The 18,230-nt window shown below is 53.3% G+C and carries 16 protein-coding genes; 3 read left to right on the top strand and 13 right to left on the bottom strand.

Annotation, left to right across the window (positions count from 1 at the left end; all coding sequences use genetic code 11):
- Positions 1–120 precede the first annotated feature (120 nt).
- The 8 genes from uvrA to M5M_RS08820 all read right to left on the bottom strand — a co-directional run bounded on the left by uvrA (position 121) and on the right by M5M_RS08820 (position 8,206).
- Positions 121–2,976 carry an excinuclease ABC subunit UvrA gene (gene uvrA, locus M5M_RS08855; protein ID WP_016389320.1) on the bottom strand — a complete coding sequence of 952 codons (2,856 nt, stop codon included), beginning with the start codon at positions 2,974–2,976 and terminating at the stop codon, positions 121–123.
- A gap of 110 nt (positions 2,977–3,086) precedes the next feature.
- A complete protein-coding gene (locus tag M5M_RS08850; protein ID WP_015047153.1) occupies positions 3,087–4,205 on the bottom strand; it encodes a curlin-associated protein in 1,119 nt (372 codons plus the stop codon).
- A 22-nt stretch (positions 4,206–4,227) separates the two neighbouring features.
- Positions 4,228–4,782: a PPE repeat-containing protein gene (locus M5M_RS08845; protein WP_015047152.1), complete on the bottom strand. Its 555-nt coding sequence runs from the start codon at positions 4,780–4,782 to the stop codon at positions 4,228–4,230.
- Between the two features lie 181 nt (positions 4,783–4,963).
- A complete protein-coding gene (locus tag M5M_RS08840) occupies positions 4,964–5,833 on the bottom strand; it encodes a CsgG/HfaB family protein (protein WP_016389319.1) in 870 nt (289 codons plus the stop codon).
- A 16-nt stretch (positions 5,834–5,849) separates the two neighbouring features.
- Positions 5,850–6,248 (bottom strand): curli assembly protein CsgF, encoded by a 399-nt coding sequence (locus M5M_RS08835; protein WP_015047149.1) that lies wholly within the window; start codon positions 6,246–6,248, stop codon positions 5,850–5,852.
- A 9-nt stretch (positions 6,249–6,257) separates the two neighbouring features.
- On the bottom strand, positions 6,258–6,674 hold the full coding sequence (locus M5M_RS08830) for a curli production assembly/transport protein CsgE (protein ID WP_015047148.1): 417 nt from the start codon (positions 6,672–6,674) through the stop codon (positions 6,258–6,260).
- Position 6,675: 1 nt separating this feature from the next.
- A complete protein-coding gene (locus M5M_RS08825; RefSeq protein WP_015047147.1) occupies positions 6,676–7,320 on the bottom strand; it encodes a LuxR C-terminal-related transcriptional regulator in 645 nt (214 codons plus the stop codon).
- A 340-nt stretch (positions 7,321–7,660) separates the two neighbouring features.
- The gene (locus tag M5M_RS08820) at positions 7,661–8,206 is read right to left on the bottom strand and encodes a hypothetical protein (RefSeq protein WP_015047146.1); all 546 of its coding nucleotides are present in this window, start codon (positions 8,204–8,206) and stop codon (positions 7,661–7,663) included.
- Between the two features lie 233 nt (positions 8,207–8,439).
- On the opposite strand from M5M_RS08820, the gene M5M_RS08815 reads away from it, so the two are divergent.
- Together M5M_RS08815 and ssb are read left to right on the top strand one after the other, a co-directional pair.
- A complete protein-coding gene (locus M5M_RS08815; RefSeq protein ID WP_037433989.1) occupies positions 8,440–9,771 on the top strand; it encodes an MFS transporter in 1,332 nt (443 codons plus the stop codon).
- Positions 9,772–9,848: 77 nt separating this feature from the next.
- On the top strand, positions 9,849–10,367 hold the full coding sequence (gene ssb / locus M5M_RS08810) for a single-stranded DNA-binding protein (RefSeq protein ID WP_015047144.1): 519 nt from the start codon (positions 9,849–9,851) through the stop codon (positions 10,365–10,367).
- Positions 10,368–10,434: 67 nt separating this feature from the next.
- On the opposite strand, the gene M5M_RS19480 is transcribed toward ssb, so the two are convergent.
- From M5M_RS19480 to M5M_RS08785, 5 genes are read right to left on the bottom strand one after another with little or no spacing between them, the layout of a single operon-like run.
- Positions 10,435–12,018, bottom strand: coding sequence for a GNAT family N-acetyltransferase (locus M5M_RS19480; RefSeq protein ID WP_015047143.1), 1,584 nt, complete (start codon positions 12,016–12,018; stop codon positions 10,435–10,437).
- A 41-nt stretch (positions 12,019–12,059) separates the two neighbouring features.
- A complete protein-coding gene (locus M5M_RS08800; protein ID WP_015047142.1) occupies positions 12,060–13,451 on the bottom strand; it encodes a hypothetical protein in 1,392 nt (463 codons plus the stop codon).
- A complete protein-coding gene (locus M5M_RS08795; protein WP_015047141.1) occupies positions 13,438–13,824 on the bottom strand; it encodes a hypothetical protein in 387 nt (128 codons plus the stop codon). The genes M5M_RS08800 and M5M_RS08795 overlap by 14 nt, the downstream gene beginning before the upstream one ends.
- Before the next feature lie 5 nt (positions 13,825–13,829).
- Positions 13,830–15,521: a carbamoyltransferase family protein gene (locus M5M_RS08790; RefSeq protein WP_015047140.1), complete on the bottom strand. Its 1,692-nt coding sequence runs from the start codon at positions 15,519–15,521 to the stop codon at positions 13,830–13,832.
- Positions 15,522–15,541: 20 nt separating this feature from the next.
- Positions 15,542–16,675 (bottom strand): GNAT family N-acetyltransferase, encoded by a 1,134-nt coding sequence (locus M5M_RS08785; protein ID WP_081640142.1) that lies wholly within the window; start codon positions 16,673–16,675, stop codon positions 15,542–15,544.
- A 97-nt stretch (positions 16,676–16,772) separates the two neighbouring features.
- On the opposite strand from M5M_RS08785, the gene M5M_RS08780 reads away from it, so the two are divergent.
- On the top strand, positions 16,773–18,173 hold the full coding sequence (locus M5M_RS08780) for a mannose-1-phosphate guanylyltransferase/mannose-6-phosphate isomerase (protein ID WP_015047138.1): 1,401 nt from the start codon (positions 16,773–16,775) through the stop codon (positions 18,171–18,173).
- The last annotated feature ends 57 nt before the right edge of the window (positions 18,174–18,230 follow it).

Genomic DNA, 18,230 nt, shown 5'->3' with positions numbered 1-18,230 from the left:
TCGGGGTCAGACTCCCTCATGCTAAAGCACCAAGGGCTAAGCACTTAGTGCTTTAGCATGGGGGAGTCTAGTCCGACCGAGTCTGGTCCGACCGAGTCTGGTCCGACCGAGTCGTTCGAGCTACTTCTTCTTTGCTTTTGCTTTGGGCTTCTGGGCTGCCAGCAGAGGTTTAAGAAAGCGGCCCGTATGGGAGTGCTTTGCCTTCGCCACATCCTCCGGGGTGCCGGTGACGATGATTTCACCGCCGCCGCTGCCGCCTTCGGGGCCTAAGTCCACCACCCAGTCGGCGGTTTTGATCACGTCCAGGTTGTGCTCGATTACCACCACGGTATTGCCGTGATCGCGCAGGCGGTGCAACACGTTCAGCAGCTGCTGGATGTCGTAGAAGTGCAGGCCTGTAGTCGGCTCATCGAGGATGTACAGGGTTTTACCGGTATCGCGTTTTGACAATTCCCGCGACAGTTTGACCCGCTGGGCTTCACCGCCCGAGAGCGTGGTGGCTGCCTGCCCCAAGCGGATGTAGGACAGGCCAACATCCATCAGGGTTTGCAGTTTTTTAGCAATGGCGGGCACCGCATCGAAAAACTCGCGCGCGTCTTCTACCGTGAGGTCCAGCACCTCATGGATGTTTTTGCCTTTGAATTTGATCTCCAGCGTTTCCCGGTTGTAGCGTTTGCCTTTACACACGTCGCACGGCACGAACACATCGGGCAGGAAATGCATTTCCACTTTGGTTACGCCGTCGCCCTGGCAGGCCTCGCAGCGTCCGCCTTTAACGTTAAAACTGAAGCGCCCGGGCTTGTAGCCGCGCGAGCGGGCTTCCTGGGTGCCGGCAAACAGGTCGCGGATGGGAGTGAAAATACCGGTGTAGGTGGCCGGGTTGGAGCGCGGTGTGCGGCCAATGGGGCTCTGGTCGATATCCACGCACTTGTCGAAATGCTCCAGGCCCTGCACGGATGTGTGCTCGGCCGCTTTCAGGGTGGTGGCCTTGTTCAGCGCTGTTGCTGCCAGGGGATAGAGGGTGGCATTGATCAGCGTGGATTTACCCGAGCCCGAAACCCCGGTGACACAGGTCATGAGTCCCACCGGGAGGGTAAGCGTGACGTTTTTCAGGTTGTTGCCGGTGGCGCCGGCGAGTACCAGCTCTTCTTTGGCGTTGTAAGGCGTACGTTTGGCCGGCACGGCAATGGATTTGCGGCCTGAGAGGTAATCGGCAGTGAGCGAGTTTTTCGCTTTGATGACCTGCTTGTAGGTGCCGGCAGCCACCACCTCTCCCCCGTGCACGCCGGCGCCGGGGCCGATATCGATCAGGAAGTCGGCGGCGCGGATGGCATCCTCGTCGTGCTCCACCACGATCACCGTGTTACCCAGATCGCGCAGGTGTGTCAGTGTGCGCAGTAAGCGCTCATTATCGCGCTGGTGCAGGCCGATGCTGGGTTCATCCAGAATGTACATCACGCCCACCAGGCCAGCACCGATCTGGCTCGCGAGCCGGATGCGCTGTGCTTCGCCGCCGGAAAGGGTTTCAGCACTGCGGTTCAGGGTGAGATAATTCAGGCCCACGTCCACCAGAAACTGGAAGCGGTCGCGCAACTCTTTCAACACCTTGCTGGCGATTTCCTGTTTGCGACCCGTGAAGCTCAGGGACGAGAAATAATCGAACGCCTCGCCCACGGGCAGTGAGGTGATGTCGGGCAGGGTGCGGTTGTCCACAAATACATGGCGGGCATCGCGGCGCAAACGGGTGCCCTGGCATTCAGGGCAATTCTGGTGCGACAGGAATTTGGCCAGGTCTTCGCGCACCATATTGGAATCGGTGTCGCGATAGCGCCGTTCCATATTGGGAATCACGCCTTCAAAGCGGTGGGTGCGTTGGTAGATATCGCCCCGGTCGTTGACGTAGCGGAAGGATACCTCCGTATCGCCCGAGCCCTGCAGCACCGCCGTCTGGTCTTTCTTCTTCAGTTTTTTCCACGGCACATCAATGGAGAATCCATAGTGTTCGGCAAGGCTTGTGAGCATGTGGAAATAATACACATTGCGTCTGTCCCAGCCGCGGATGGCACCTTCGGCCAGGGTCAGTTCCGGGTCGTGAATTATCTTGTCTTCATCAAAATACTGGCGCACACCCAGGCCGTCACAGCTGGGGCAGGCACCGGCCGGATTGTTGAAGGAAAACAGCCGGGGTTCCAGTTCGGCGAGGCTGTAATCGCAGATGGGACAGGCGTGTTTGGCGCTGAAAATACGGTCGTCACCGTCGCCGTCCATGTAGCTGATCAGGGCTTGGCCGTCAGCGAGATTGAGGGCCGTTTCGAACGATTCAGCCAAACGCAGCTGTAAATCTGCCTTGACCTTAAAGCGATCGACCACCACTTCAATGGTGTGTTTTTTCTTTTTGTCGAGTTTCGGTGCATCGTCCAGATCCACCACCAGGCCGTCGATGCGGGCGCGGATAAAACCGTCGCGTTTCAGCTGTTCCAGAATATGTAAGTGCTCACCTTTGCGGTCTTTGACCAAGGGCGCCAGCAACATGATTTTGCTGCCTTCCGGCAGGGCCAGCACCTGATCCACCATTTCGCTGACGGTTTGGGCGGCGAGAGGTTCCCCGTGTTCCGGGCAGCGGGGCTCACCCACGCGCGCGTACAGCAGGCGCAGGTAGTCATAGATTTCAGTGATCGTGCCCACCGTGGAGCGGGGGTTGTGCGAGGTGGATTTCTGCTCGATGGAGATGGCGGGGCTCAGGCCCTCCACGTGATCCACGTCGGGCTTTTCCATCATGGACAAAAACTGGCGCGCATAGGTGGACAGAGACTCCACGTAGCGGCGCTGGCCTTCGGCATAGAGCGTATCAAATGCGAGTGAAGACTTCCCCGAACCGGATAGCCCGGTAATCACCACCAGCTTGTCGCGCGGGATGTCGAGGTCGATGTTCTTGAGGTTATGGGTGCGGGCGCCGCGAACCAGAATGGTATCCACTGCTGACTGCTCTCTATGGGATCACAAAGCGGTCGATTATAGCGAAGGGGCGGAGGGGTGTCAGGTAAGGAAGGGAAAAGGGCAGGGCCATTGCGGCCCTGCCCCGAGGCTTAGTTCTGGATAACGCTGATGTTGTTGCCGGAGCCGCCGCCCTGTACCACATTGGCATAATCATAAGCACCGGTTTGCTGAACAAATACCGTGTTATTCATGCCATCCATACCCATGCCGTACTGAGAAATATAGGTTTGGTTGTACATGCCGGACTGATCCACGATGGCATCATTCAGGTCGCCTGACTGATACACATCGGCATACAGGCCTTCACCGTTCTGGCTTACCAGCGCAGTGTCGGCAATACCGTACTGGTTAACCCACGCGCTGTTACCTAAGCCGTCCTGATCGACCAATGCCAGATGAATACCTTGCGGACCCTGATACACATTGGTGCTGTTGGATTCGCCGGATTGAGCGACGTAGGCTTCGCTGAACAGTGAGCCGTCCTGACCAATGCTGGCACTGTTATTTGCACCGGTTTGTGCGATGTCCGCGGTTGCCAGATCGGAGATTGCGGTCTGGCTGATGCTTGCGTTGTGGCCTTGGCCTTCCTGGCTGATGTAGGCACCGGAGAGCCAGGCATCATCCTGATAAATTGACGCGGTCTGGAAGGCACCGGTCTGGAAGATGTAGGCCTGATCACCGTAGGTGTTGTTTTGGAAAATGCTTGCGTTAAGGCCCATGCCGTCAACCTGCTCAACCTGAGCGGAGGACATGTCGGTGGTATCCTGGGTGATGTTTGCGCTAGACAGGAAGGCGAATTCCTGCGAAATCTCCGCGTCGTTACCGGTGGCATTGAATTGGTAGATTCCTGCTGACGAGTCGTCGGAAATAGCTACCTGGGAAATCTCGGCGCGGTTGTCGTCACCCACCTGGTAAACAGTTGCGTTGGCATACCAGCTGTCGTCCTGCGCGATCGCCGCACGGTTCTGGTTGCCTTGTGTGTCGATCAGAGCATACATCGGCGCGGTTGAATTGCTCTGCACAATTGCGGCACCATTTTCTGAGCCAGACTGGTTGATGCTGGCCTGGGCTTCGGTGGTGCCGATCTGGTCTACGGTGGCATCGTTGTATTCGCCGAACTGGGTAACCGACGCCATATTGCCGTCTGCGAGTGCGCCGGTAGATGCCAATGCGATGGCAATGGCTAAAGGGTTGATCAATTTTTTCATAGCATCTTCCTCATTGATGGATTTACTGCGATTGACGAACAGAGACCGATAACTGGTCTCCGTACTGCGTTATGCTGGCGGCGTGGTGATTGCCGTACTGCTGCAACACAACGGAATTCTGATTACCTTGTTGCTGAATGGTCGCCGTGTTGGCGCTGCCGTCCTGATGCACATTCGCACTGTTGGCGAAGCCCGATTGCTGGAGCACCAGCTGATTGAGCGAGCCGGATTGGATCAGGAACAAGAGATTGTCTTCACCTTGCTGGGAAACCCGTGCTGAGTGGTTGTCACCCAGCTGTTGCACAGAGGCGTGTTGGTTGTACCCGGATTGAACCAGTGCGACGCGTTGCCCAATGCCGCTTTGTTGGATGTCTGCACTGTTGACGCTACCGAGTTGCTCGACCAGCGCCGCGTGATTGGCATGGCTCGGCAGCTCGCTGAAGAGTGCATCCAGATCGCCGGCGCCCAGGTCCGGCGAGGCTGCCGCGTTGAGACTGAACGCGAGCGCGAGGCAGCCGATGTATAGCGGTGTTGTTATTGTTTTTTGCCAGCGCGTCATTGCGCTAAAACCATCCATGGGATTTGAACTCCGTCACAGTGGAGCCTCATTCTCTGTTGTTAAAAAACCGCTAACTATCCAACAGAAGACTGAAAATGTTTTTTGTGACTGATCAGTATCTAATGTTTTTTTATGATCAAAAATACGTCCCTGTATTAGATTTACATTAGTTTACTTTTTTGGCGGTACGTCTGTACTTCTACGTTTGTTTTTGCAGCGCAGGTTTAGCCGACATATATTGCTTTAAAGTTGCATTGTTGATGTCTTCATTGTTCATTAGCGTCCAGGAATTTTTTTCGATGCCATCAACAATCAGGTGTATTAGCGCTGCTTCTATGGCGGATAAAACGCACAGTTGTGCAGGCTCATTAGTGGTGGTGCCGGCCTCGATTTCCAGCAGTCGTTTGTATTCCACAAAGCGGAATACGCCGGTGGTGATCTCTTGGGACAAAATTGACTTGGTGGTCAGAACGCTGTGCAGGATTCTGCCGGAGCGGATGTCGATAGCCCGTAAGTTTACAGTCACCTGGTCGGTACGGTACTGCTCTGAGGCGCCAATACCAAAATAGCGGGCGCCAGCGCCGCCGGTTTTTATGTTGGACTCATAGGCCACAATTCCGCCCTCTATCAGTACATTGGCGGCCAGCAAAGAAGGCAAATCATCGTCATTATTTGTGGGGGTGCCCGGCTTTTTCAGCGCGGCGCGAATAATTTTTCGTTCGGTAAGCAAATTCTGCAGGCCTTCCCGTTCAAGCGGAATGAACCAACCGGATTCATTCATGGCATTCACCAGCATGGCGGTGGCACCTTGCGTTACCGCGGTGGAAAAGGAGCTGGCAGGAATCGGCTTGTATTGCCCGGTCTGGTCGCGGAAATTGTAAACCGTTGCGACAATCTTCCCCCTGGGCGGCGGCAATGACTTCAGGTCGCTGTAAGTACTCGCCCTGGGTGTGAGTGATGCGTGTTCAACGCCGGGCCCAAACAGGGCGGCAGAGGTTTTTTCAGCGGTCTGGCAGCCAGAAATAAACAGGCAGGCGCCTGCGCACAAAAGCAATGCGGATCGGAACATGATTCTTCCCTGAAAGTTAGTTGCCGGGGTTTAAACCGGAGACGACAATTTCCGTGACTTCGTTGGTTTCGCGGTCGGTTATGGTGACCGTCAGGACACCATCAATGTCCACTAGATCAACAATAAAGGCGTCAGTTTCAATGCTGCCGCTATTGCCGCTGCCGACATCAGTCAGCAATTGACTGAGCAGGCGCGATTGCAGGGAGCTGGTAAAACGGTCCAGATCAGACGGCGTGCTGTAACCTTCACCCAGGTCCGGGTTTTTATAGGTATCCTGCGCCTGCGCATTGGAAAGGAGGTAATTGCCGTTGATTGGATTGCCACCAAAAGCGGGATTGGTGGGGGTATAAATCAATTCAGAGCCAATAGCTCCCGTGCTGGCTAACAATAAGCCGGCGATCGCAAGTGGTTTCATGGTCTTCCCTCAATACTCGTTTGCGTCCAAGTCAAAAGTGTCCATCAACAAAAGTTGTAATTGTTGTTGCTGAGCGCGTTGATGGATTCCGTTTGCCGCCGCTTGGGCTTCCTGCTCTAGGTCCACCCGCCCGGGTGGAAGAAAGCGGCGGTATACCTCCTGATTATCCAATGTGACCCAAATCAGGCTGCCCCATCGGGCCGAGGGGCGTTCATTCACCACCAGGTTGTAATCATTTTGGTGGGCGAATTGGCTGTTGCGATAGTCGGCCAGAAAGCGGGCAAACTCATGGCCTGTGCGCGTGATCGTATTGTCGATGGTGAAGCCGCTGATCTCGTCTTCAATCGCCTGCGCCAGACAGGGGCCCGGAAACAACAGAGCAGCACCACTGATCAACAGTGGCGCCAGGCGCAGAAAAAGGCGCATGTCAGATATTGTTGCGAGCCCAGTTACAGGCTTGCAGACGGTTTTTCACGTCAATCTTTTTGAACACGTTGTACAAGTGACTTTTAATGGTGTGCTCACTGACAAACAACGCTTCTGCGATTTGCAGATTGGTTGCACCGTCGGCCAGCAGTTCCATGATCTGCAGTTCGCGGCGCGTAAGCATCTGGCGGGAACCAGAGTCCATGGGAGGGCGGCGATTCTGCTCGACCAGTTGGTTTGCCACTTGTCTTGGCAGCCACAAATGACCGGCCACCAGGGACTGCAAGCCCTTGAGTAATTGGTTGTGATCGGCGTTGAGGTAGAACAGGCCTTTTACCTGAGGCCACTCTGCCAGATGCTCCTGCTCTGAGCTTGGGATGACGTTAAACAGTGCCACCACCAGCCGACTGACTTTGCTTTGCAGATTCTGCAGCAAGGCGCGCAATGCGGTTAGATCGAAGTGCTGGGTATCGATCAGCAGAAGATTCTGGTCTCCGCTGAACAGGTGTGCAATCTGATTGGTATTGTCGGTAAGCTTGCATTCAAGTTGCAGTCGGTCCGCCATCAGATTCGCGAGCATCTTGGACTGCATACTGGACTCGCTGAGGAGTACCATGTGAGTGGGAGCCGAAGAGGTAGGTTTCATAACCAGAGTCCTTTTTTGAGTCTGCGCTTTCCATGGCGTCAGTAAAAGAGAGACTAAGAGTAAAGTTTCACTTTTAGTACTGCAAGACGCCAACCCTTTGCTGTTATAAATTAGCACCTAAGTATGTATTTGTTAGATGAATTGGCGAATAAAACACACTGCTATTAGTGGTTTTTGTGCAACGTTTCGCGTTTGACAAGGTTGAACTGGAACAATATTGCCAATTGCAGTGCTTCAGAACATTTTGTTGGTAGCGGGAAATAAAACGTTATAACGGGGCTAGTTGGTACGCCAGTGTAAGGCGGGCGCGCCGGCAATGAATAGCCGGCGCGCGACGGACTTATTTGCCTGCGGCAGTTGCTGCTGCTTCGCCAAATCCGGCGGTCAGTGCATTGGCGACCAGTGCTTCATTGATGCCTGCGCCAAGTGCGCGGTCCTGCACCGCTGCGGCCAGCATCGGGCGCTCTGAAACCACTGCCATGATCATGTCGTTGGCGCGCGCGTCATCGGCATTTGCCAGTGTTTCAGACAGCTCGTTGAGCAGTTGGTCATCACCGACCTGGTTGATCGCAACCTGCGCTTCTACAAACGCGATGTTGAGATCTGCGTTAGCGATGGCGGCGGCTAGCATGCCCACCGCTTCCTGACCCTGCACATCCCGGATGGCATCCGCGGCAGACGCTATTGCGATGGTCAGATCGGCTTCGGCAATCGCTGCATGCAGCTGATTCACGGCTTCCTGAGCCTGCACATCGCGGATTGCGGCGTCGGCAAAGGTCACTGCCTGACGGAGTTCCTGAATTGCGGCGTTGGCATCGGCGCTCTGGGGGGCCGCAATGGCGCTGCAGGAGAGCAAGGCTAAGGCGGGCAGAGTGAGGAATTTCATGGGTACATCCTGGGTCCGCAGACCGGTTTGGTGGTGAATTCGTTTATTTTATAACCAAAGTCAATATAACCAGCCCCAATCACTTGAGCAATTGGTATGAAAGACAGTTTAGTTATAGAACTCCGGATTTTCCTTTTTTTCTGCTCTAAGGTGGTCAGTGTTCATTTATCGGGACCGGTTTTTTGATAGTATTGCTGCCCCCGTTAATTCAGCTCCAGGTCCAGAACATACCCGTGACTACGCCCTTTGAACGTCGTGCCGTCCTGCCGTTGGCTGCACTTTATGTGGTTCGTATGCTGGGGCTGTTCATGGTGCTGCCGGTGCTGAGTCTATACGGCGAAAGCTATCGCGATGCATCGCCGGTGTTGCTGGGCGTGGCCCTTGGGGCCTACGGTCTCAGTCAGGCAGTTCTGCAGCTCCCCTTTGGCTATTTATCGGACCGATTTGGTCGTAAGCCTTTGATTTTAATCGGTTTACTGGTTTTTCTTGCCGGGTCGCTGGTGGCCGCGATGACCGATTCGGTCTGGGGTCTTATCCTGGGGCGCTTCCTGCAGGGCTGCGGTGCTATCGCCGCCGTCGTGATGGCGTTGGTGGCGGATGTCACGGCTGAAGAAAACCGCACCAAAGCCATGGCCTTGCTGGGCGTATCCATTGGCATTGCCTTTGCGATCGCAATGGTACTCGGGCCGTTGATCTCGGGTCAGTGGGGTTTGGCCGGGGTATTCTATGCAACCGCCGCGTTGGCCGCTGCGGGGGTGCTGATATTGTTGTCTCTGGTGGTGGAGCCCGCCCGCCTGGTGGTACAAGGGCCGTTAGATTGGCGTTCTGTGCTGAGCGACAAAGAATTGTGGTTGCTGAATGCAGGTGTCTTTGTGCTGCATTTTGTCCTGATGGCCGGATTTCTGGCGATTCCACAAATGCTGGAGGCTGCCGGTGTAGCTCGGGTGGATCATTGGCAGGTGTATCTGCCGGTCATGGTTTTGTCATTTATTGCTATGATCCCGTTTATGGTGATCGGCGAGCGCAAATCCTGGGTTAAACAGGTATACCTCGGAGCCATTGCGTTGCTGCTGGGGGCAGAGTTGCTGCTTGCTCAGGCTCGGGTGGCTTCGGCTGTGGTCGCTGCGTTGTTCCTGTTTTTTATGGCGTTTAATCTGCTGGAGGCAACCTTGCCCTCTTGGGTGAGTAAAGTGGCCAAACCAGAGGTAAAAGGTACCGCGACAGGGGTCTACTCGACCTGGCAGTTTTTGGGCGCCTTCGCGGGCGGCTCGCTGGGAGGCCTGATGATAACCCGTGCGGGTCTGAGTAGTGTGTTTATCCTGTGTGCGTGTTTGTTGGTGCTCTGGTGGCTGTTGGCGCTGTGGCACCGTCAGCCAGCGCGGCCTCAGCGTATTCGTATAAATCTTGGCCAGGCCAATGGTGAGCCCGGTGTGCAGTTGTTGGCGGCCCTGCCCGGTGTGAAGCAGGTTACGCTGGTGGCAGAGGATGCAGTGATTTACCTGCAGGTGGATGCCACGCGCTTCGACCCGGACCAATTGGCGGCCTACGACTGGGCACTTGCTTGAGCAGGTGTCGACTTTTAGTGAACTGAATGTTTAGATGTGCAAGTCAAAGGGACGTGACTTCAGAAGAGGAAAGATAAATGGCAAGAGGCATTAATAAAGTCATCCTGGTAGGTAATCTCGGCCAGGACCCGGAAACCAAGTACATGCCCAGTGGTGGCGCGGTCACTAACGTAAGTATCGCAACCTCTGAAACCTGGAAGGATAAGCAGACCGGCCAGCCCCAGGAGCGCACCGAATGGCATCGCGTGGTGTTTTTCAATCGCCTGGCCGAAATAGCGGGTGAGTACCTGAAAAAGGGCAGCAAGGTCTATGTCGAAGGCAGTCTGCGTACGCGTAAATGGCAGGGGCAGGACGGGCAGGACCGTTACACCACCGAAATTGTGGCCAGCGAAATGCAGATGTTGGATGGCCGTGGCGACATGGGTTCAGGCGGCTACGAACAAGGCGGCTACTCTGCACCTCAGCAGCAGGCACCACAACAGCGCCAGCAACCGCAGCAGAATTACCAGCAGCAACAGCAGCGCCCGCAGCAGGCTCAGCCTCAGCAGGCCCCGAATGATGGCTTTGCTGATTTTGACGACGATATTCCTTTCTAAGATTTACCCTGGCAAGGAATAATCAGTGTGAAAAAAACAGGCTTCTGGCCTGTTTTTTTTGGTCTGCCTAAAGGTAAATATTTTCGCCCTGTTCTCTTGCCAATCTGCGCCAGTTTCGCCAGTGCGACAGCCAGTGAAGTGGGTTGAGGCTGGGGCGTAGCGTGATTTGTCCTTTAGCGTTACGGAATTGCAGCCCCTTCCAGCTATAGCGCCATTGCACGCTATGCAGGTTTGAGCAGCTTTCCTCTAGTGAGCAGGCCCGCCAGGGTAGCCAGGGGAGCAACCCGGGTGGTTGGTTGAGTTCGGTTGGCCAGCGTTCGAGATAGCGGGCCAGGGCAAATAGCTTCGCGGTTGAGTCCTGGTGCCAGTCAAGTTCTCTATTCAGATCGGCTAAAGTTCTGTTGCGCGCGAAGGGAGTATCAGACTGCTCCGGCTGTGCAACGCCTGATAAAAGGCTATCAGAAAGATGTTTGTCCAGCCAGGTATCCAGCGCGCGGGCAGCATTGTTGCGTGCGAGTTCGAATAAAGCCTTCTTGCTTAAGCCTGCAGGTAACTCAGATTGCACCTGTGCGAGTACCGCGCCTTGGTCAATTTTCATGGTGAGCAGATGCAGTGAGGCCCCGGTGATTGCTTCTTCGCGTAGCACTTGCCATGGCAAGGGTGCACCTCCGCGGTAATCGGGTAACAATGAGGGGTGGATATTGACCGCTGCCTTTTTAGGGGCAAGCAGTATCTCTTCGTTAAAAAGCGGTGCAGTGTAAGAGATCAAATAGTCAGCGTGACTCGCTCGTATCGCCTCGGCTGTTGTGGATTGGTTGTCTGACAAAAACCGTATGCAGGGGACGCCACGCGCGTATGCCCAGTCAGACACCGATTGGTGTTGTGTGCGGGCCAAAATCCGACGCAGCGGATTTTGGCTTGTCGGCCTTTTGGGAGCGGCATCAATCACCAGTAGCAGGATAGATTTCCGATACAGTAACTCCAGTACTGCCGACACGCTTGTGCTGATAAATGCTGTCGTTATGGGGGTGGTGGTTTCCAGTTTGCGCAACTGGTAGTAGGGCCGGTGCCGGTGACTGGGTAGCCAGGGGCAGCAATAGGCAAGGCCGATGGCTTTGTAGCCGATGCGCGCAGCGGATCGGAGTGAGGCAAAGTTTGTCCACGAAATGGCTGCGATAATACCCCTGCGGCCCAAACTGTTTGCGTGCTCAATAGCCTTTGCAACGATAGCGTCGCGCACACCGCGGCCCCTGTAATCCGGGTGAACAAATGCGCCAAATCCACAGATGTAGCGGGGATCGAAAAAAGCAAAGGTTGACCCGCCATAGCGGTAAGGCTGAATTGCATACCACGTAAGCCCGCACAGCCGGTCTTGTTCAGTTGCGGCAATACAAATTAACTGGCCGCATTCGGCGGCAGTGATTTGTTCAGGATCGCAGGTGATCATTCCCTGCTGTTGGAGGTGCTTTATTTCATCGGCTGAAAGAACGTTGGCGCTGAACTCGCTGGTACGGGCCAACTCTTCTATAACGAATATTTTTTCAACATGGGTAATGCCAAATCGATACCCAATCCGGTTTATGATATCTGTCGCTACGGCAAGTAAGCCGTAATTGCGATGGGTTTGACGTAATTCCCTGAAAGCAGTCATATCCGTATGCTAATGAGCAAGTGAAGTGGAGGAGGCTGATTCTAAAGCTGGCCAGATGACTCGCAATCAACTAACGACTGATATGCCGGATTCTCTTTCTGGTAGTGTGCGAGTCGGGATATCCTGTTCATTCGCGCCGCTTTCAAGCGCTGTGTCAGGTTCCTGGTCTGTTGCAGGACTTGCTCGTTCAGTTGCATCAGTTCATCTTGGGCGTGCTTTAACTGTTGGTACGCAGCCATTTGAATGGCTTGATTATAGACCTCTTCTTGTTTATCGGTGGTCAATTCGGCAAGACGCAGTTCGCCCAACTCGGTGCGCAAGGTGGCCTGTATTTGCTCGATTTTCGCTCGGGCTGTGTCCTGCTCGGATGTCAGGTTTTTCAGAGCCGCTCTCTCATGCAGGATATCTCTCAGTAAGGGAAGTCCTCCTGATGCCACCTTTTCGCGCTCAGCGACTTCGATGGCGATACGGCTGTACACGTTATTTTTAGGCGTAAATGCGGTGTCCCAGCGTCTATACCAAGGCTCTTTATACTCGACAAATTGTTCGCTGGTGGATCTTGATAGATCGCTACTATGCGCGTTTGCAAGAGTGTACAGGTGGGCTTCGCGAAAATCGATTTCCCCTGATTTGTCGAGATCTGTCTTTGTAAGATTAATCGGCTGACCTGTTCGGGTGTAGCCATTCAAGGCTGCAAAAAAGTACGTTGTATAATCCCGGAATTCGGATGGATTTATGCCGAGATCGCAACCCTCTGCTTCGCGTCTATCGCTTTCAGCCATAAAGCCGCAGCTACGAGGGGTTGCGAGTTGGTCTGTTTCAAGATTATCAAAGGCGAGTTTGGAAAAAGAGCCGGAAAAACATTGGGTAAAAATGAACCGAACGGTGCTTTGCTGGGGCGCACTCTCGAATAATGACCGTATTTCGTTAATGCTAAGTCGTTCGTCTTGCCAGAGTTTAAGGGCGTTGTTGTCGGTATTGGAGAAGTCTATATCGCCGTGACCATTGAAAATAAGTAAGGATTCGGCTTGGTTCTCAAGTGACTTAAAAGTTTTTGATAATGCTTCGGTCAGGGAGGCTTTCGTCGTTGGGCCATCGATTTTCGGGAGCGTATTTCGTTTGTAGGACTTAGCGAAGTCCAGACCATCGAGATAAATGCGTCGCAACACGTTTTCAGGGGTGTCGTTCAGTCTGGCGTCGCCAAAATAAACGATATCCACACCCTGGGCGCTACCGTGGGTAAAATATACTTGGGTTTCAATTTTTTTTGCGTCCAGGATGTCGCTTACCCACTGAACATTTTCTTCAATCTGGCCTTGGGAGTTTTCCAGAGTGTTGCCCCCGCCAATAATGATGGCTTTGCTGGTCGCAGGGCTTTGAGTGCTGGCCAGGCTCAATACGGCAGCAATAATTCCGGCACTAAGCTTTTTCATGGTATTTCCTTGTGGGTATCCGGCTCAGGACGGCGAGTATCACTGTGGTGAACAGGGCGCAGGGAATTATGGTTGGTAGGTGAGGTGGCATCACAGAGGCTAGCAAAGCTATACCGCCGACAGCGATGCCTCCGATAATTGCAGATCTCTGGCCGAACTGATACTCCGCCAGCAAGTAAGTGGCTGCAAATGCCAGGCAGTAAGGAATGGCTTGCCCCCAGTCAGACAGTACGATCAGTAGCGTTTGTTTGCGTGATACGGTCAGGAAATGCTGTAAAAATTCAGCGTCACCAACCAATGTGTCCAGTGCTATGACGAGTGCCAGCGCTGTCGGATATAGCAATCCTGCCGTAAAAAGAAAGCGAATGGTCATAATGTCTATTTCATGATGAGAAAATTGCCAATGGCCAGTGCATCCAGACCTGAAGTGTAGAAGCATCGGATGGCCTGTTCGGGTGATTCAACCACTGGTTCACCCATAACGTTAAAGCTGGTGTTCAATACTACATCGGTACCGGTTAGTTTGCCCACTTCCGAAATCAGCCGATGGTAAAGAGGGTTGGTTTTCTTGCTCACCGTCTGTAGCCTGGCTGATCCATCCACATGCGTGATCGCAGCGAGCTTTGCTCGCCATTCAGGTTTGACAAAATCGACTTTAAGCATAAAGGGGTCGTCAACACCAAGTTCAAAGTAGGTTTTGTACGACTCCTCTATAGCGGAGGGCGCAAAAGGACGGTACGGCTCCCGGTATTTCACTTCAGCGTTGATCTTGCCTTTCATGTTTGCATTGGTTGGGTCAGCTACAATTGAGCGGCTACCCAGCGCTCTCGGTCCGATTTCCATGTTGCCTTGAAACCAGCCAATAATTTTTCCTTGGTGTATGAGTTGTGCCGCTGCCTGGCAAATGTCGTCGCATTTTTTGTAGCTTAGTTTGAACCCCTTGAGGGTGGCTTCCACTTCGTCATCAGAATAACTTGTGCCCACAAAGGGGTTCAGGTGGGTGTGGCGTTTAGTGTTTCCTAGTACGTCATTCCAGACACAATAGGCTGCGCCAATTGCAGTTCCATTGTCGCCTGCTGCAGGCATGATGTAGGCATCCTTAAACCGGGTTTCTCTTATTATGCGGCCGTTCATCACGCTGTTTAAGGCTACGCCACCGGCGATAATTATGTGTTCGGCGGATGTTTTTTGTTCCAAAATTTTACACATTTTCAAGGCGCAATCTTCCAGTGCTTTTTGAAATGCGGCGGCAACGTCTTCGTGGTGAGATTCGAACGGTGCGGTTTTGGATTGGGCTCTTGGTTTGCCAAAAAGGGCGACAAATTTTTCGTTATATCGGCATTCTCCGTAATGCGGAAAGTTAAAATAACCAGTGTCTACTGCTATTTCTCCCGTATCTTTTATTGTAACCAAGCTCCTGGCTTTATCATAAAGTCGGTCGGCGTTTCCGAATGGAGCGAGACCCATGGTTTTTCCTTCGTCGTAGTTGGGTCTGAATCCGCAGAATTCGGTAGCGGCCTCGTAGAATGAACCAAGCGAGTTTGGAAAAAAGCTTTCTGCGATTTTGCTTATCTTGCCGTCGCGAATTTCACCCATCCAGTGAGTTGACCATTCACCTGAGCCGTCGAGTGAAAGCAAGGCTGCGTTTTCATAGGGCGATACAAAATAGCTGCCCAGTATGTGGGATTTATGATGCTCTATGAAGTGTACTTCTGGGTGTTTGTTGCCGGGCCAGGTGTGGCGGTACCAGTGCCAGAACTTTTGTTGTTGGTTTCTGTAGCGCCAGAATTCGTTCTTGATGAATTGTTTGGATTTAAATCCAAGCGATAGGGCGTAGGCGATTTTTTTTAACTGGTGTTTCCAAGGGTCTATCGATACGGCTATGTGGTCTATGTTTTCAGTGTCGAGTTTGGCTATCGACAGACATCTTTGAATAGAGCGTTCAGGGAATTCGTAGGTGTGCTTGTTGCGGGTGAACCTTTCTTCTTCCAGCGCGCAAATCAGGTCGCCGTCCTGAACGATGCAGGAAGATGTGTCATGAAATATGTAGTTTATCCCTAAAATATTCATTTCTGATCCCTGAGTTGCCGTTAGATAATTTTGGCAGCGCGCTTAGCTGCCCTGAAAAGCAGTGAGCGTGTAGTCTTATTGTAGTTGTGGAATGTCATGACCGGATCTTCCTGTAGGTGCCAGCGCTCTGCCCAGCTTGGAGCAGTCACCAGGTGTACGTTTTCTGCTTCGCCAGTGGCGCAGGATTGCAGTGTTTCTGACATCAATATGGTGCCGGGCCCGTAAGCGCGAAACGTATCATCGAATCCGATTTTCAAAATCTGCAGGCTGTTCTCTATGCGGAGCATCAGCTCGCCTGCTACAGGGTGTGTGCCAAAATAGAGTATATGAATCGCAGCAGTATTAGCTGTGCCGTACTCAGATAGCAGCGCTCGGTAAAAATTATTCAGACTAACGTCATGAATAATGGCTGTGCCGCGTTCGCCTTTCCAGCCAGAACTCTCCAGGTCCAAAAGCAAATTATACGCCTGGTCCAGTTCTGCTGGCGTAGTTGCCTGCTCTATTCTTACGGGTCCGAAGTCTTCTGTGGCCTTTCGTTTCAGGCGCTCAGCGTTTCTGAGTTGTTTTTTGGACAGCGTGTGAATGGATTGGCTTTCCGCGTAGTAACTTGCTCCCATTCGATCCAGTGTAAGCCCGGCGTTGCCGATAAGGCTTGCCAGGTCACCACTGGCCGGAATCAACTCCAGGTCCAGTAGATCCCAGCTGACCTTTGCGCTGAGCGACAGACTGTGTAAGAGCTCATTTATCAGCGACGGGTCGGTAGCTGTATCTGTGACAATGTCATACAGGTTCAGCGCTGCGGATTTTGGTGTGCGCAGGGCTTTGAGTTCTATTGGGCCGCGTTTTTGCTGGGTTTGCTCCAGAGGCAGAATGGCGCGTATCTGATTCTGTTGTGAGCAGACGATATAGAGGAAGGGGCGCTCGTTCAGCTGTGTCTCTAACAGGTAATACCATGCCCAGTCGGTAAAAAACCGGCGCACAGGATTGGCATCTGTCAGATGCTCCCAAGCCTCCCGGATGGTGAGCAGACCCTCGGCGCCCCATACGTACTGAAAGCTGAAGTTGCCCGTCGTCATGATTGGCAAAGTTCCTTTTTTAACTGCGCCTTCTTGGCTGGATGTAACAGACAGTATGGCCCAGATAATACCACTCATTGTGGTACACTGGCACTAATTGTGTGGTTGCCTGTGTCTGGAAGGCCTTCAAAGGTATAATGCCGCATTTGCAAAGGGATTTGAGAGGAATCAAGTCATGTTATTTCCTGTGGTGCTTGCAGGTGGGGTCGGCAGTCGTCTTTGGCCCTTGTCCCGGTCGCGTTTTCCAAAGCAATGTATCGATTTGCAAGGTGAGGGCCTGAGCCTGTTGCAGGCTACCCTCAAGCGCTGTTTGCCGCTCAAGGCGGCGCCGATTGTGATCTGCAATGAAGAGCACCGGTTTCTGATTGCGGAGCAGTTACGTGCCTTGGGGGTAGCGCCTCATGCGATAGTATTAGAGCCAGAAGGTCGTAACACTGCGCCTGCTATTGCGCTGGCGGCGCATATTGCGAAGGAGGAAGATCCCGATGCGAGTTTGTTGGTGCTGCCATCCGATCATGCGATCGCCGATGATGCGGCCTTTTTATCGCTGGTGCAGACAGCGCAGGCTGAAGCCCAGTCGGGAAGGCTGGTGACGTTTGGGATAGAGCCCGATGCGCCGGAAACCGGTTATGGTTACATTAAGGCCGCGTCTAATGCGCCAGTGGCGGATATTGCCGAATTTGTCGAAAAACCAGACCTGGCCCGGGCCGAGGCTTACCTGGCGGACGGCAGCTACCTTTGGAACAGCGGAATGTTCCTGTTCCGGGCGGACACCTATTTGACCGAATTAGGCAAAAACGAGCCCGACATCGTCAGCTTAAGTGCCGAGGCGATTGCCGGGGCAGAAAGTGATCTCACTTTTACCCGCGTGGCAGCGGCGCCCTTCTGTGCCATGAAGTCCATTTCTGTGGATTATGCCGTCATGGAGCACACGCGCAATGGCTGCGTAGTTCGTTTTCCGTCCATATGGAACGATGTCGGCAGCTGGTCAGCGTTATGGGCTATCAACACCCCTGATGAGCAGAACAATGTATACAGCGGTGATGTGCACGCGCTGGATTGCAGCAATACACTGATCAACGCCCGTTCACGTCTCGTTACGGCAGTGGGTGTGGACAATCTCATTATCGTTGAGACCGAAGATGCGGTAATGGTGACAACACCGGATCGCGCGCAGGATGTAAAAAAGATTGTCGATAAGCTCGCACAATCAGGTCGGCCAGAAATTGACTGGCATAAAGAGGTCCACCGGCCATGGGGTAAGTTTCATGGTTTGGGTACCGGTGAGCGCTATCAGGTGAAACGCATTACCGTAAAACCGGGGCAGAAATTGTCAACCCAAATGCATCACCACCGTGCGGAACATTGGGTGGTCGTGCAAGGAACGGCAAAGGTGCAGGTGGGTGACAAGTCACTGTTAATCAGTGAAAACGAATCGACCTACATCCCTATCGGTGAAGTTCATTCCCTCGAAAACCCGGGCAAAATTCCGTTGGAATTAATAGAGATCCAAACCGGCGGATACCTCGGGGAAGACGATATTGTGCGATTTGACGATCGCTATGGCAGAAATTAGTGGCGCCTGAGGACGCCTGATCTTGTACCGGCTAAAACCCATCGCTCACGGCGCATT

The organism is Simiduia agarivorans SA1 = DSM 21679, from assembly GCF_000305785.2.
Classification (GTDB): Bacteria; Pseudomonadota; Gammaproteobacteria; order Pseudomonadales; family Cellvibrionaceae; genus Simiduia; species Simiduia agarivorans.
The sequence above is the reverse complement of the archived record's forward strand: the minus strand, read 5'-3'. Positions and strand labels throughout refer to the sequence as shown.